At 64.9% G+C, this 14,171-nt stretch carries 11 protein-coding genes; 2 read left to right on the top strand and 9 right to left on the bottom strand.

The genetic code is table 11. The annotated features are described in order from the left end of the window. Nucleotides 1–25: 25 nt before the first annotated feature. The 3 genes from RT582_RS07660 to nirB are packed head-to-tail and all read right to left on the bottom strand — an operon-like array spanning nucleotide 26 to nucleotide 5,579. Complete coding sequence (locus tag RT582_RS07660; protein WP_313477061.1) at nucleotides 26–2,731, bottom strand: nitrate reductase; 2,706 nt, start codon at nucleotides 2,729–2,731, stop codon at nucleotides 26–28. Nucleotides 2,732–2,774: 43 nt separating this feature from the next. Beyond that, nucleotides 2,775–3,104 (bottom strand): nitrite reductase small subunit NirD, encoded by a 330-nt coding sequence (nirD, locus tag RT582_RS07655; RefSeq protein ID WP_015276768.1) that lies wholly within the window; start codon nucleotides 3,102–3,104, stop codon nucleotides 2,775–2,777. Between the two features lie 24 nt (nucleotides 3,105–3,128). Further along, nucleotides 3,129–5,579 carry a nitrite reductase large subunit NirB gene (gene nirB, locus RT582_RS07650; RefSeq protein ID WP_313477060.1) on the bottom strand — a complete coding sequence of 817 codons (2,451 nt, stop codon included), beginning with the start codon at nucleotides 5,577–5,579 and terminating at the stop codon, nucleotides 3,129–3,131. Nucleotides 5,580–6,071: 492 nt separating this feature from the next. Between nirB and RT582_RS07645 the strand changes: the two genes are divergently transcribed. Further along, complete coding sequence (locus RT582_RS07645) at nucleotides 6,072–6,380, top strand: hypothetical protein (protein ID WP_042925043.1); 309 nt, start codon at nucleotides 6,072–6,074, stop codon at nucleotides 6,378–6,380. A gap of 3 nt (nucleotides 6,381–6,383) precedes the next feature. On the opposite strand, the gene RT582_RS07640 is transcribed toward RT582_RS07645, so the two are convergent. Together RT582_RS07640 and RT582_RS07635 are read right to left on the bottom strand one after the other, a co-directional pair. Beyond that, nucleotides 6,384–8,057, bottom strand: coding sequence for a bifunctional protein-serine/threonine kinase/phosphatase (locus tag RT582_RS07640; RefSeq protein ID WP_313477059.1), 1,674 nt, complete (start codon nucleotides 8,055–8,057; stop codon nucleotides 6,384–6,386). Between the two features lie 67 nt (nucleotides 8,058–8,124). Beyond that, nucleotides 8,125–9,336, bottom strand: a complete 1,212-nt coding sequence (locus tag RT582_RS07635; RefSeq protein ID WP_313477058.1) for a nitrate/nitrite transporter — start codon at nucleotides 9,334–9,336, stop codon at nucleotides 8,125–8,127. A 357-nt stretch (nucleotides 9,337–9,693) separates the two neighbouring features. On the opposite strand from RT582_RS07635, the gene RT582_RS07630 reads away from it, so the two are divergent. Beyond that, nucleotides 9,694–10,644, top strand: a complete 951-nt coding sequence (locus tag RT582_RS07630) for a 1-phosphofructokinase family hexose kinase (RefSeq protein ID WP_313477057.1) — start codon at nucleotides 9,694–9,696, stop codon at nucleotides 10,642–10,644. On the opposite strand, the gene RT582_RS07625 is transcribed toward RT582_RS07630, so the two are convergent. The 4 genes from RT582_RS07625 to RT582_RS07610 all read right to left on the bottom strand — a co-directional run bounded on the left by RT582_RS07625 (nucleotide 10,628) and on the right by RT582_RS07610 (nucleotide 14,136). Beyond that, nucleotides 10,628–11,071: a thioesterase family protein gene (locus RT582_RS07625; RefSeq protein ID WP_003280718.1), complete on the bottom strand. Its 444-nt coding sequence runs from the start codon at nucleotides 11,069–11,071 to the stop codon at nucleotides 10,628–10,630. The genes RT582_RS07630 and RT582_RS07625 overlap by 17 nt on opposite strands. A gap of 228 nt (nucleotides 11,072–11,299) precedes the next feature. Beyond that, complete coding sequence (locus tag RT582_RS07620; RefSeq protein WP_313477056.1) at nucleotides 11,300–12,022, bottom strand: hypothetical protein; 723 nt, start codon at nucleotides 12,020–12,022, stop codon at nucleotides 11,300–11,302. Between the two features lie 300 nt (nucleotides 12,023–12,322). Continuing rightward, nucleotides 12,323–12,901, bottom strand: coding sequence for an ANTAR domain-containing response regulator (locus RT582_RS07615; RefSeq protein ID WP_313477055.1), 579 nt, complete (start codon nucleotides 12,899–12,901; stop codon nucleotides 12,323–12,325). Nucleotides 12,902–12,915: 14 nt separating this feature from the next. Continuing rightward, nucleotides 12,916–14,136 (bottom strand): CmpA/NrtA family ABC transporter substrate-binding protein, encoded by a 1,221-nt coding sequence (locus RT582_RS07610; protein WP_313477054.1) that lies wholly within the window; start codon nucleotides 14,134–14,136, stop codon nucleotides 12,916–12,918. Nucleotides 14,137–14,171: the final 35 nt, after the last annotated feature.

The raw sequence follows: 14,171 nt of genomic DNA, 5'->3' as shown, positions 1-14,171 counted from the left end.
GGGGTAATCCTCGTCTTGGTTGGTATCAGAGAAGTGCGCGTTCCGGCTGGTGGGCCAGCAGGCGCTTGAGTTCGGGCACGCAGGAGCCACAGCTGGTGCCGCAGCCGAGTTCCTGCTTGAGGCCGGCCAGATCGAGACCGCGCTCGATGCCTGCACGGACCCTGCTCTGGCTGACGTTCATGCAGTTGCACAGGGTGCGGTCGGTGTTGATCGTCGCGCCGCCAGGCGGCGCGCTGAGGGGCGCCAGCAGCCAGCGACGCAGTTCGGCGTCGGCACTGCCGCTTTCCCAGAGTCCGCGCAGCCACTGCCGGGCGGCGGTTTCGCCGGCCAGGCGCAGGGCGACGATGCGACCGTCCTCGATGCGTACGCGCTTGCCGACCGCGCGACGCGGGTCGTCATAGGCCAGCACCGGGCCTTCGTCGAGGCCGAGCAGGCTGTCGATGGCGTCCAGCTCGGCAGCCGTTGGCGCCGCATTCCGGGCGGCGCGGATCAGCAACGCCGAGCGTTCGCGCCCGCCGAGGCTGAAACTGGCGTAGTCGAAGGTTTCGAACAATGGCCGCAGCGCCTCGAAGCGTCGCTGCACATCGCCCTCAACCAGCGCGAAGAACTGCCAGGGCAATTCGACCTGTTCGACTTCGATGCCGGCGTGCTTGAGTTCCGGCTGTTTCGACAGCGGATCGACGCTGGCCAGGGTCAGTACGTTGCTGCCCAGCCCCTTGAGAAAGCGATCGCCCCAGTGCATCGGCAGGAAGGCCTGGCCGGCACGCAGGCTGTCATCTTTCTGCACCGGGAGGATCAGGCTGCCGCGACGGCTTTTCACCGTCACCAGCTGGCCGTCCAGCAGACGCCGGCGGCGCATGTCATCAGCGTTCATTCCGAGCAACGCTTCTTCGACATGGCCGAACAGCCGCGCCGCGGTGCCAGTGCGGCTCATGCCGTGCCACTGGTCCCGCAGCCGGCCGGTATTGAGCGTCAGCGGGTAGCGCGCCTCGCGCTTTTCCTTCGGCGCCTGGTAGTGCTCGGCGATAAAGCGAGCTCGGCCATTGGCCGTCGGAAACAGGCCATCGGTGTACAGCCGCGCGGTACCGTGTTCGCTGTCCGGTGGGAACGGCCATTGCTGTGGGCCACGCGCATCGAGCACGGCATAGCTCAGGCCGCTGTAGTCCAGATCGCGGGCAGCAGTGAGCGGCTTGTACTCGTCGAACAGCGCTTCGGCATTCTCGAATGCGAACAGGCTCGGCTGGTCGGGGCGCAGGTGACGCTCCAGACGCCGGGCGAAATCGCAGGTGATCGCCCAGTCCGCACGGGCTTCGCCTGGGGCCGGTACGGCGCGGCGCACGTGGCTGATACGGCGCTCGGAGTTGGTCACCGTGCCTTCCTTCTCGCCCCAGCTCGCGGCCGGCAGCAGAAGGTCGGCGTGGCGGCAGGTTTCGGTGGTGAAGAAGGCTTCCTGCACCACGACGAAGGGGCAGGCGGCCAGGGCCTCATGGACTTTCTGCTGGTCCGGCAGCGACTGAGCCGGGTTGGTGCAGGCGATCCACAGCGCCTTGATCTTGCCGGCGCGCACCGCCTCGAACAGCTCGATGGCGGACAGGCCAGGCTGTTTTGGCAGCTGCTCGACGCCCCAGTAGTCCGCGACTTCGGCACGGTGTTCGGCGTTGGCCGCTTCGCGGTGACCGGGCAGCAGATTGGACAGGCTGCCGGTCTCACGGCCGCCCATGGCGTTCGGTTGGCCGGTGAGCGAGAAGGGGCCGGCGCCCGGCTTGCCGATCTGTCCGGTGGCCAGGTGCAGGTTGATCAACGCACTGTTCTTGGCGCTGCCGGCGGTGGATTGATTCAGCCCCATGCACCACAGGGAGAGGAAAGCAGGCGCGCTTCCAATCAGCCGTGCACAGGTTTGCAGATCATCTACAGAGATGCCGCAGAGGTCGGCGACCATTGCCGGGGTGTAGTCGCGCACCAGGCTTTTCAGCGCATCGAAGCCTTCGGTATGGGCATCGATGAAGCGGCGGTCGATCCAGCCTTCCCACATGAGAATATGCAGCAGGCCGTGGAACAGCGCGACATCGGTGCCCGGCAGGATCGGCAGGTGCAGGTCGGCGAGCTCGCTGGTGTCGGTGCGCCGCGGGTCGACGACGATGATGGTCATCTCCGGCCGCTTCGCCTTGGCTTCTTCCAGACGGCGGAACAGCACCGGATGCGCATAGGCCATGTTGCTGCCGACGATCAGCAGGCAGTCGGCCTGCTCGATGTCCTCGTAGGAGCAGGGTGGGGCGTCGGCGCCCAGGCTGCGCTTGTAGCCGACCACCGCCGAGGACATGCACAGCCGCGAGTTGGAATCCAGGTTGTTGGTGCCGACCAGGGCGCGGGCCAGTTTGTTGAAGGCGTAATAGTCCTCGGTCAGCAGCTGGCCGGAGACATAGAAGGCGACGCTGTCCGGCCCGTGTTCGCGTATGGTCTCGGCGAACACGGTAGCGGCATGCTCCAGGGCGCTGTCCCAGTCGGTACGGCCGCGGGCCAGGCCCTTGCCCAGGCGCAGCTCGGGGTAGAGCGCGCGGGCATCGAGGTCGCCGGTCAGGTGCAGGGTCGAACCCTTGCTGCACAGCTTGCCGAAGTTGGCCGGATGGCTGGGGTCGCCAGCCACGTCGAGGATGCGCTCGCCGTCGTGCTCGATCAGCACGCCACAGCCGACACCGCAGTAGCAGCAGGTCGAGGCGGTTGTCATACGCATGGCGTCGTCTCCTGGGAAAAGGTGCTGGTCAACTGCGGTGTGTTCAGGCCGCGCATTCCTTGCGCTGGTTAAGCGAAAGCTGCACGCGACCATTCTCGACGCGCGCCTCGTGGCGATGGGCGCAGCCGACATCCGGCGCCAAGGCCTCGCCGCTGGCCAGATCGATCTGCCAGTTGTGCAATGGGCAGGCGACCTGCTTGCCGTAGACGATCCCCTGCGACAGCGGCCCGCCCTTGTGTGGGCAACGGTCGTCGAGGGCAAAGACCTGATCGTCGGAGGTGCGGAAGATCGCGATATCGCCCTTGGGGCCGGCGATGATGCGCGAGCCGAGCGGGTTGATCTCATCCAGTGCGCAGATATCGAGCCAGTTCATGCGGTGTCTCTCCAGATCAGGTTCTCAGGCGTTTTCCAGCTGCTTGACGGCGATGCGGTCGAATTCCTTCTTCAGCTGCGGCTTGGAAAGTTGCTCCTGCCACGGGTCCTGCTCGAAGGAGAGCGAGAACAACAGCCGCTGATGCAGCGCCTTGCGTCGCTCGGCGTCGTCCAGCACGGCCTTCTTGATGTGGTCCATGCCGACGCGCTGCATGTAGTGCACGGTGCGTTCGAGGTAGAAGGCTTCTTCGCGGTAGAGCTGCAGGAACGCCAGGCTGTACTCCATGACCTCCTCGGCGCTCTTCACCTTGACGAAGAACTCGCCGGCTTCGGTCTTGATGCCGCCGTTGCCGCCGACGTACAGCTCCCAGCCGGAGTCCACGCCGATGATGCCGACGTCCTTGATACCGGATTCGGCGCAGTTGCGCGGGCAGCCGGAGACGGCCAGCTTGACCTTGTGCGGAGACCACATGTTGAACAGGGCGTGTTCCAGGTCGATGCCCATCTGCGTCGAGTTCTGCGTACCGAAGCGGCAGAACTCGCTGCCGACGCAGGTCTTCACGGTGCGGATGGATTTGCCGTAGGCGTGGCCGGAGGGCATATCCAGGTCTTTCCAGACGCCTGGCAGGTCTTCCTTGCGGATGCCCAGCAGGTCGATGCGCTGGCCGCCGGTGACCTTGACCATCGGCACCTGATACTTGTCCGCCACATCGGCGATGCGCCGCAGCTCGGCGGCATTGGTGACGCCGCCCCACATCCGCGGGATGACCGAGTAGGTGCCGTCCTTCTGGATGTTGGCGTGGGCGCGCTCGTTGATGAAGCGCGATTGCGGGTCGTCCTTGGCTTCGCCCGGCCAGGTGGAGATCAGGTAGTAGTTCAGCGCCGGGCGGCAGGTGGCGCAGCCGTTCGGCGTGCGCCATTCCATGAAGGCCATGGCCGCCGGAATGCTGGTCAGGTGGTGCTCGCGAATGGCCTTGCGCACCTGACCGTGGTTGAGGTCGCTACAGCCGCAGATGGCTTTTTCGCTCTTCGGCTTGACGTCGGCGGCGCCACCCACGGTGTTGATCAGAATCTGCTCGACCAGGCCGGCACAGGAGCCGCAGGAACTGGCGGCCTTGGTGTGCTTTTTCACCTCGTCCACCGAGAACAGCCCGTGTTCCTGAATCGCCTTGACGATGGTGCCCTTGCACACACCGTTACAGCCGCAGACTTCCATGTCGTCCGGCATCGACATGGCCTTGCTCTGGCCCTGGTGGCCAGCATCGCCGATGGCGCCCTCGCCGAACATCAGATGGTCGCGGATCTGGCCCACGTTCTGGCCCTCGCGTACCTGGCGGAAGTACCAGCCGCCATCGGCGGTATCACCGTACAGGCAGGCGCCGACCAGCACGTCGTCCTTGATCACCAGCTTCTTGTAGACACCGCCGATGGGGTCGGAGAGGGTGATGGTCTCGGTACCGTCGCCGCCGATGAAATCGCCAGCCGAGAACAGGTCGATGCCGGTGACCTTTAGCTTGGTCGAAGTCACCGAGCCGAGATAGCGGGAGAAGCCAAGCATGGCCAGGTGGTTGGCGCAGACCTTGGCTTGTTCGAACAGCGGCGCGACCAGGCCATAGGCGGTGCCGCGATGGTTGGCGCATTCGCCGACGGCGTAGATGCGCGGGTCGTAGGTCTGCAGGGTGTCGTTGACCAGAATGCCGCGATTGCACGGGATGCCGGCCTGTTCGGCCAGTTCGCTGTTGGGGCGGATGCCGGCGGCCATCGCCACCAGGTCGGCGGGGATCACGTCGCCGTCCTTGAACTTGACCGCGCATACCCGGCCTTCGCCGTTGTCGAGCAGTTCGGCGGTGTGCTTGGGCAGGAGAAACTTCAGGCCACGGCTTTCCAGCGCGCTCTGCAGCAGGGTGCCGGCGGTCTTGTCGAGCTGGCGTTCCATCAGCCAGTCACCGATGTGCACCACGGTGACGTCCATGCCCCGCAGCTTGAGGCCGTTGGCCGCTTCCAGGCCGAGCAGGCCGCCGCCGATGACCACCGCGTGTTTGTGGGGCTTGGCGGTTTCCATCATCACCTGGGTGTCGGCAATGTCGCGGTAGCCGATCACGCCCTGCAGGTCCTTGCCGGGAATCGGCAGGATGAACGGGTTGGAGCCGGTGGCGATGAGCAGGCGGTCGTATTCCGCCTCGCTGCCGTCATCGGCGATCACCCGGCGTTTGACCCGGTCAATCTTCACCACCTTGCGGTTGAGCTTGAGGTGGATATCGTTCTCGGCGTACCAGTTCAGGTCGTTGAGCACGATCTCTTCGAACTGCTGTTCGCCGGCCAGCACCGGGGAGAGCAGGATGCGGTTGTAGTTGGGATGCGGCTCGGCGCCGAACACCGTGATGTCATAGAGCTCGTTGGTGAGCTTGAGCAGTTCCTCAAGGGTCCGCACGCCAGCCATGCCGTTGCCGATCATCACCAATTTGAGTTTCTTCATGCCCGTTCTCCGTGCCAGTCGACAGCTGCCGTCCGGCCTGCTCGAAATTTTTCAACAACAAAAAAGGCGTCCCACCGGTTACCCAGTGAGGACGCCTTTGTCCGTGTCCCGCTCTCTCGGGAAACCTGCCGCTCCACGTTGAGGGTCAGGTCGTAATGATTCTTCGATATTTCACATTGCAGAGGCTGTGCCAACTTTCCAATACGCCATTTTTCAATGGGTTGGAGCTTCCCGGCGCGTGGCTCAGAGGTTGATCGTTGCACTGATATGCAGCGGCTTGCGCCGTGGTGGTGCGAATTGCGCCTGTTATTGATCCTTAAAAGGCCGTTGACAGGCCGCGACCAGCTTTCTAAAGTTTCGCCCATGCGCCGATTTAGTCAGCTACTTGCGGGGCGCCTGGAGCCGATGGCTTCGAAATACCGCTAAAGCGCTGGTTCCGGTGTCGCCTCCCACCGCTGCCCAGCGGAATCCTCGAGGCGGAAGTTGAAATCGATGAACGCAAAGCACGCCCAGTTGCGCCTGGCCCCGATCACCAGCGGCCTGCACCCCAGCAATCCGAAAATTCTCCTTGGCGGCACTCACCAGCCGTCTCTGTTGCGCTACCTCGAAGGTTGGCCGCGACGTCACCGCAAATCCCGCGCCCTGCTTATCCAGTTCGCTACGGCCGACGAGTCGCTGGCGCGTTTTGCCACCGACAGTTTCGATATGGCGGTGATTCAGGCGCCGACCGCCGAGCGCCTGGAAGAGTGCGTGCGCGAGCTGACCCGGGTGGCGCGCCAGGGGCTGATTACCCGTCGCTGAGCGTCACGCGCCTTTTATCAGCAGCACGACCAGCAGCAGGTTGAGCAGCAGCGAAAGCAGTGCCATGCCGCGCCATACCTTGAGCGGCTCACGTTCGAGCAGCGGGCGCGGCCGAAGGCTGGCGCTGCGCTGTTCGCCCTGTTCCAGTTCAAGCAGCCATTGCTCGGCGGTTTCGAAACGCTGTCGTGGATCGACCGCTAGCGCGCGGGCGAGACTTTCCTCCAGCCAGGTCGGCACGTCCGGGCGATAGCGGCTGGCCGGTGTCGGGTTGCCGAAGCGTGGATGCTGGAAGGCTTCGATCTCGCCGTATGGGTAGTGCCCGGTCAGCAGGTAATAGAGTGTCACGCCGGTCGCATAGAGATCCTGCGCTGCGCTGGGTTCGGCCCCTGTGAATGCCTCCGGGGCAATGAAACTCGGGGTTCCGGGCAGGTGATTGGGTAGATCGCGAGTCAGCCCGGGGCAGAACGCCAGGCCGAAATCCAGGATACGCAGCTCGCCGTCCTCACCCAGCAGCAGGTTTTCCGGCTTGATGTCACGATGCAGGATATTGCGCCGATGCAGCATCTCACCGGCCCGGACAAGTCGGGAGGAGCCCTGCAGCAAATCGGCCAGTGGCGGCGGGCCGTCTCGTTCGAAGCGTTGCGCCAGGGTCGTCCCGCTGTACTCGCGCTGCACGTAATAGAGGTGTTGGCGTTCTGGTAGCGGATGCAGTTCGGCGAAGTTGCGCCCGGCAACCCGGCGCATGAACCATTCTTCCTGCAGCAACGCCGGCCCGGCGTCTGCCTCGTCCTGCCGGCTGGGTGGCAGCGTCTTCAGCAGCCAGGCCTGGCCCTGAGCATCCTGCACCCGGTAGATCAGCGACTGCCGCGACTCGTGCAGCAGTGCATTCACCTGCCAGCCCTCGAACAGCTGGCCGGGGCGCAGCTTCGGCGGCAACGGCCAATGATCGAGCTGGGCGAGGGCGTCGGCCAGCACCGCTTCGGGCAGGGCTTCGACGCGCAGAAGCAAGGCACTGGCGTTGTCCTGACTGCCGCTCTGGTGCGCCAGATTGACCAGCGCCCGTGCCGCGGCGCCTAGGTCGGGTTGATCGTGCAGGATATGCGCGATGTCGCGTTCGGGGACGCAGGACCAGACGCCGTCGCTCAGCAGCAGGTAGCTTTCGCCTTCTTGCAGCTCGCCGTCGAGGTAGTCCATCACCAGGTGCTGATCCAGTCCCAGCGCACGCTTGAGCACATGCTGCATGCCCGACTGTTCCCAGACATGGTCTTCGCTGAGTCGCTCGAGCTGGGAGCCGTTCCAGCGGTAGGCGCGGCAATCGCCGACGTGGGCCAGGGTGAAGCGTCGACCGCGCAGCACCAGTGTGGTGAGGGTGGTCAACAGCGGCTGGTTGCCGCCGTTGGCCTGCAGCCAGCGATTGTGCGCGACCAGCACGCGGTCGAGTGATTGCGCGACGGCCCAGGTTTCGGGCGTCGCGTAGTAGTCGAAGGCCAGTGCCTGCAAGGTCGCGCGGGCCGCCAGCCCGCCATCGGCGCATTGGCTGACGCCATCGGCCAGCGCGAACAGATAGCCCTTGCCGGTTGCCAGCCCGGGCGCCGGAGTGACGATGCGTATCGCATCCTGATTTTCCGGGCGCGGCCCGGCGGCGCTGGCCTCGCCATAGCTCAATCGCAGGGGCATGGTCGTTCTCGAATGGCTGCGTACTGCAGCAGAGCAATATTCGCGCCCTGCAGGATCTGCATGGGCATCACACCCGCGCCGCGGTTACCGCCGCCGAACCCCAGGTGGTGCGCCAGCGACGCTTGACGCCATAGAGACCGAACCAGGCGAGCACGCCGAGGCTGGCGAACAACCAGAGGCCGATTTGGTAATCACCGGTCGATTGCTTGACTGCGCCAAGCCCGGCGGTGAGCAGAAAGCCACCGATACCGCCGGCCATACCGACCAGTCCGGTCATCACGCCGATTTCCTTGTTGAAACGCTGCGGCACCAGCTGGAACACCGCTCCATTGCCGGCGCCCAGGCTGAGCATGGCGACCACGAACAGCGCCAGCGCTGCAGTCGAACTGGCCAGATTGAACCCCACCACGGCGATACAGAATGCCGCGACGGTGTACATCACCAGCAGCGCCCGAATGCCGCCGATGCGGTCGGCCAGTGCACCGCCGAGCGGGCGCAGCAGGCTGCCGGCGAAGACGCAGGCCGCGGTGTAGTAGCCGGCTTTGACCGGGTCGAAGGCGTACTGGTCGTGGAAATAGCCGGGCAGGGTACTGGCCAGGCCGAGAAAGCCGCCAAAGGTGACGCTGTAGAAGAACATGAACCACCAGCTGTCGCGGTCGCCCAGCGCTTTCATGTAATCGGCCAGCGACTTCGGTGTCGGGCGATTGGGCGCATTCTTCGCCACGCTGGCGAAGATGATCAGGGTGAGGACCAGCGGGATCAGCGCCAGGCCGAATACGTTGTTCCAGCCGAAGATCGCCGCCAGGACCGGCGCGAACAGGGCCGCCAGCACAGTGCCGGAGTTACCGGCACCGGCGATGCCCATCGCCTTGCCCTGGTGCTCTGCCGGATACCACTGTGAGGCCAGCGGCAGCGCGACGGCAAAGGATGCGCCGGCCATGCCGAGGAACAGGCCGAGCAGCAGTGCCTGCTCGTAACTGTGGATGCCATGCAGCCAGGCGACGAGCAGCGCGACGATGACGACAATCTGGCCGAACAGCCCCGCGGTTTTCGGCGATGTACGATCCGCCAGGATGCCCAGCGCGAGACGTAGGACGGCACCGGCGAGGATCGGCGTGGCGACCATGAAGGCGCGTTGCTGGGTGGTCAGGCCGAGATCGGCGGCGATCTGCACGCCCAGCGGGCCGAGGACGTACCAGACCATGAAGCTCAGGTCGAAGTAGAGGAAGGAGGCAAACAGGGTCGGCGCATGGCCGGCTTTCCAGAAACTCGTGCTCATTGGATTGGCTCCAGGGCGTTCATGACGCGGCGTTGGCCGCTAGGGCTGCTCAGACCGCCCCCTCGTCGAGGCGGAAAACAAAAAGGCGCCGCAGCACGCCTGCCGGAGCAGGTGTGGTGCGACGCCTTTGTCGTGATATTGCAGACCGCCGTTGGCCTGCCTGAAGCGGAACTAGCATCTAGCGTGCCAGCCTGCGGAGGCCGCCGATTCTGTGCGTTCGGCGTGGCTAAGCAGATGGCGTACGACGACAAAGCGCACAGATAGCGCGCAACCGCGCGCCAAATCAGGGCAAGGCATCTCGTAAAACCCAGGCGCGCTTGCTGTTAGTCTTGAGCGGCTTTTGCCAAGGAGCGAGCGATGCCTCTGATTGCGACCCTGACCCTCAACCCCGCGATGGACCTTTCCGTCAGCACCGCCCGGGTGATCAGTACCGAAAAGCTGCGGTGTTCGCTGCCGCGCCACGACCCGGGTGGCGGCGGGATCAACGTGGCGCGGGTGGTGAAGACGCTCGGAGGCAGGGCGATCGCCATCTATCCGGCTGGAGGGCCCTTTGGCGATCTCCTGCAACGTTCGCTGGACGAACTGGGTCTGGTGCATCGTCCGGTGTCCATTACTGGCGATACCCGCGAGAGTTTCACTGTCGATGAGCTGGGCTCAGGCCTGCAGTACCGTTTCGTGTTGCCCGGTCCGACGCTATCCGCGCAGGAACTTCAGCGTTGCCTCGACAGCCTCGCAGCGCTGCAGCCAGCACCGGCCTATGTGGTGCTGAGCGGCAGCTTTCCACCTGGCGTCGACCTGGGTTTCTACGACGAGCTGCTGGCATTGACGCGCGGTATCGGTGCGCGGCTGGTCGTCGATTTGTCCGGCGAGCCATTACGCCACGCCGCCCGGCAGGGCGGTGCATACCTGATGAAGCCGAGCCTCGACGAGCTTTCCAGCCTTGTGGGCTACCCCATCTCCAGCGGGGCCGAACAGGCGACAGCGCTGCGCCGTCTGATCGCTCAGGGCTGCGCCGAAGTGGTCGTGTTGTCGCTGGGAGCCCAGGGTGCGCTATACGCCTGTGGCGATGAGCTGCAGCGCCTGCCGTCGGCGGATGTCCCGGTAGTCAGCGCGGTGGGTGCGGGTGACAGCATGCTCGGCGCCATGGTGCTGGCGCTGGCCGAGGCGCGCTCGCTACAGGATGCGGTGTGTCGGGGCATTGCCGCGGGTGCCGCGACGGTGATGCGTCCGGGCACCGAGCTGTGTCACCGCGAGGATGTCCAGCGGTTGCTGCAATCTGTGGCAGACGCCCCTAGTCGATCCGGTTGACCCGCGGAAACTTGCCGGCGAACGCCTCGGGCATGGCGACGACGCGGCTTTGGGCATAGTCGTAGAAGACGAAACCGGATTTGGCCATGGCGATCAGTGTGCCGTCGGCAGGGCGGGTGATGCGGAAGATGATATCGCCGCCGTACTTGTTGAAATCCATCACGCCGACCTCGAACAGCAGCGCATCACGGGCATGGGCCTCGGCTTTGTAGGTCGTGGCAAGGTCGGTCACGATGATCCCGGCACCGTCCTGACGGGTCTCGGCAACCCCGTAGGCGAACAGGAAGCGCGCCCGCGCCTCGGAAATCATCGAGATCATCGAGTCGTTGGCCAGATGGTTGCCGGCGTTGATGTCGGTGATTCGCACGGTGAGCTGGGTGGAAAAGCAGTACTGGTCTTCCGGGAAATGCAGGGTAAGACGCGCCATGGGTCGCTCGGTAATCGGTCGAAGGTGCGCATTCTAGCGTTGTGTCATTCGCCCAGGTTAGATGCGGGCTCGTGGGAGCGGTCTTGACCGCGAATGAGCCGGCACCGGGCGGGCCCATTCGCGGCTGAGGTCGCTCCTACTGGAGGCCCTAGGTGGAGCGGCGCCTGCACGTAGCCATGCGTTGGCGGCTACGAATGGAGCGGAGGCAGACCCCGCAACCTCGATCCGTCAGCCCGCCCGATGCAAGCCACGCTGCGCTTGTACGCCACTGTGCTGCAGACGTTGCTGGATCAACTGCAGGCGCGCGTCGATGAAGGGAGTGACCAGGGCAAAACACTCGGGCGGGCTCAGCCTCGGTTGGGCTGCATGGATCACGCTGCGCTCCAGCTTGCCGACCAGCCGCTTCAGCTCCATATCGGTGTCTGTAACCATGCGCCGACAGAGTGCTTTCAGGCGCTTTTGCAACGCCGGCGTGCAGCCGCCCTGATTCGAGGCGACGACGCAGAGGCCGCGCAGGCGTGCCACGTCTTCCAGTTCGCGGCAGGCGCGAGCGGCTTCGGTGGGTTCGTTGCTCGATATCGGCGCCCGCTTCTCAAGCGCATCGATAAGGGTTTCGATCAGAGCGCAATGCCCGTCGAAATCGGCAGGGTTGTTGCGCAGAACCAGCCAGCCTTCGGTTATCGAATACGCATCGGGCAGGGCACTGCGCTGTTGCAGACGTTGCGTCAGGCTTGTCGCCAGCGTGCAGCGCAGCGCTACCGCAGTGGGTTCGCTCTGTACGCCCAGACCGCGATGCTGTTGCAGCAGGCGGAGAACCTCCAGATCTTCCTGAACTGCCAGCAGGCGCAACTGCGCTACGCGTCGGGAATGTTGTGCGCTGGCCATGCCGTTCAGATAGTGGCCCAGCATCAGCAGTGCACAGGCGATCGCCAAGGTCGCGGTGATGGTCATTCTGCAAATCCCTGAAGTGAGCGCGCGGCACTGCCGCACGGGCAACAAAAAAGGCGTCCGGACCGGCATGTCGAAACATGCGGTGCAGGGACGCCTTCGTCTTTGCCGGACGCCTTCGTTGGCTCGGCCAATCCATCTAGCAAGCTGCTTGCCAGCCTGCCGCTTGCTGCAGGCTTTCGGCTGAACGCCGCGTCGTGGCGGATGGCGGCGTTGCGGCTGTCTCACGGTCCATGCCGAGGGACCGAGAGCACGCTCGCCGATGGTGCGTTTGGTCGAGCGGTTGCACTGCGGGCGGGCAGCTCACTGCCCAAGCAGCTCGTTCATGGCGATGATCTGCTCGGCGACCTGGATCAGCTTCTGCTGGCGACTCATCGCCTGGCGGCGCATCAGGGTGTAGGCCTCATCCTCCTTGCAGTCGCGCATCTTCATCAGCATGCCCTTGGCCAGCTCGATGCGCTTGCGTTCCGCGAGTTGCTGCTCGCGGGCCAGCAATTGCGCGCGCATCGCCTGGTCGGTCTCGAAACGCGCCATCGCCACATCGAGGATCGGCTTGAGCCGCTGGGCCTGAATGCCCTCGACGATATAGGCGCTGACCCCGGCGCGGATGGCCTGACGCATGGCATCCGGGTCACCGTCGTCGGTGAACATGACGATGGGCCGCGGTTGATCGCGGCTGACTAGCACCACTTGCTCTAGCACATCTCGGCCCGGTGAGTCGGTGTCGATCAGCACCACGTCCGGGCGGATCGCCTCGACCCGTTCGGGCAGATCGATGGTCAGGCCGGATTCATCGATGACTTCGAAGCCGGCCTCGATCAGCGCGCTTCGCAGGCGCCCGATCTTGCGTGGGGTGTCGTCGATCAGCAGGATGCGCAACATGCCTGATCCCCTGCTCAAAGTGCAGCCGCCATCGCCTGATCGGCCATGGCGTGCAGGGGGAAACTGCGGGCGTAGGCTGCCGGATCGCTGCCGTCCCAGGTCTTGCCATCCATCAGTGTGGCGCTGCGCATGGGCGACTCCTGCACGGTGATGCCCAGCGCTCCGGCGGCCTGTCGGTACAGCTCGATCTGTTGCACCTGGCTTGCAACCAGCTGGTAGTCCGGGTCCTGGCGCAATAGACCCCAGCGCCGCAGCTGGGTCATGAACCAGAGGCCGTCGGACAGGTAGGGCATGTTCGCCGCGCCATCGGCAAAGAAGCGCAGCGGGTGTTGGTCATTCCAGGCGTTGCCCAGCCCATCCTGATACGAGCCGAGAAAGCGTGATTCGATGGCTGCCAGCGGCGCGTTGACATACTCGCTCCCGGCAATCAGCTGTGCGGTGCTGCGGCGGTTTTCCTGGCTCTGGTCGATGAAGCGACTCGCTTCGAGCACCGCCATCACCAGTGCGCGCGCGGTGTTGGGGTACTGCTCGACGAATGCGCGGGTGCAGCCGAGCACCTTTTCCGGATGATCCGGCCATATCGACTGGCTGGTTGCGAGGGTGAAGCCGACCCCCTCGGCGATCGCCTGCGCACCCCAGGGTTCGCCGGCGCAGAAACCGTCGATGCGCCCGGCCTGCAGGTACGCCACCATCTGCGATGGCGGCAGCACCAGCGTCCGCACATCCTGCAGCGGGTGGATACCATTGGCGGCCAGCCAATAATAGAGCCACAGCGCGTGGGTGCCGGTGGGGAAGGTATGCGCGAGAGTCAGGCGTGCACCGCTTTGGCGCACGCTGTTGCGCAATGCCTCGGGATCGGTCACGCCGGCAGCCTTGAGCGGGGTCGACAGGTTGATGCTCTGGCCGTTCTGCGCAAGCCCCATGAGCACCGCCATATCCACGGCGTGGCTGCCGCCGATTCCCAGGTGCACGGCATATATCAGTCCGTACAGGCCGTGCGCTGCGTCCAGTTCACCGCCGATCAGCTTGTCGCGCAGGCCCGACCACGAGTTCTGGCGGTGCAGGTTGAGCGTCAGGCCGAAGGGCTGGGCGAAGCCCTGAGTGGCGGCGACGATTAGCGAGGCGGCATCGGTGAGTGGCAGAAAGCCCAGGTTGAGCGAGCTCTTTTCCGGTGCATCGCTGCCGGCGACCCAGGCCAGTGCATCGTGGCGGGGCGGCGTGGAGGGTTCGGTCATGCTGTGGGCCTTTCGATTGCGAAGCGTGCGGCACA

This window comes from Stutzerimonas kunmingensis, from assembly GCF_032106285.1.
GTDB lineage: Bacteria > Pseudomonadota > Gammaproteobacteria > Pseudomonadales > Pseudomonadaceae > Stutzerimonas > Stutzerimonas kunmingensis_B.
The sequence above is the reverse complement of the archived record's forward strand: the minus strand, read 5'-3'. Positions and strand labels throughout refer to the sequence as shown.

Bases quoted from the DNA above. Each gene is read 5' to 3' on its own strand.
- RT582_RS07660 (WP_313477061.1), bottom strand. From the start codon at position 2,731: ATGCGTATGACAACCGCCTCGACCTGCTGCTACTGCGGTGTCGGCTGT.
- nirD (WP_015276768.1), bottom strand. From the start codon at position 3,104: ATGAACTGGCTCGATATCTGCGCACTGGATGAGATCAACCCGCTCGGC.
- nirB (WP_313477060.1), bottom strand. From the start codon at position 5,579: ATGAAGAAACTCAAATTGGTGATGATCGGCAACGGCATGGCTGGCGTG.
- RT582_RS07645 (WP_042925043.1), top strand. From the start codon at position 6,072: ATGAACGCAAAGCACGCCCAGTTGCGCCTGGCCCCGATCACCAGCGGC.
- RT582_RS07640 (WP_313477059.1), bottom strand. From the start codon at position 8,057: ATGCCCCTGCGATTGAGCTATGGCGAGGCCAGCGCCGCCGGGCCGCGC.
- RT582_RS07635 (WP_313477058.1), bottom strand. From the start codon at position 9,336: ATGAGCACGAGTTTCTGGAAAGCCGGCCATGCGCCGACCCTGTTTGCC.
- RT582_RS07630 (WP_313477057.1), top strand. From the start codon at position 9,694: ATGCCTCTGATTGCGACCCTGACCCTCAACCCCGCGATGGACCTTTCC.
- RT582_RS07625 (WP_003280718.1), bottom strand. From the start codon at position 11,071: ATGGCGCGTCTTACCCTGCATTTCCCGGAAGACCAGTACTGCTTTTCC.
- RT582_RS07620 (WP_313477056.1), bottom strand. From the start codon at position 12,022: ATGACCATCACCGCGACCTTGGCGATCGCCTGTGCACTGCTGATGCTG.
- RT582_RS07615 (WP_313477055.1), bottom strand. From the start codon at position 12,901: ATGTTGCGCATCCTGCTGATCGACGACACCCCACGCAAGATCGGGCGC.
- RT582_RS07610 (WP_313477054.1), bottom strand. From the start codon at position 14,136: ATGACCGAACCCTCCACGCCGCCCCGCCACGATGCACTGGCCTGGGTC.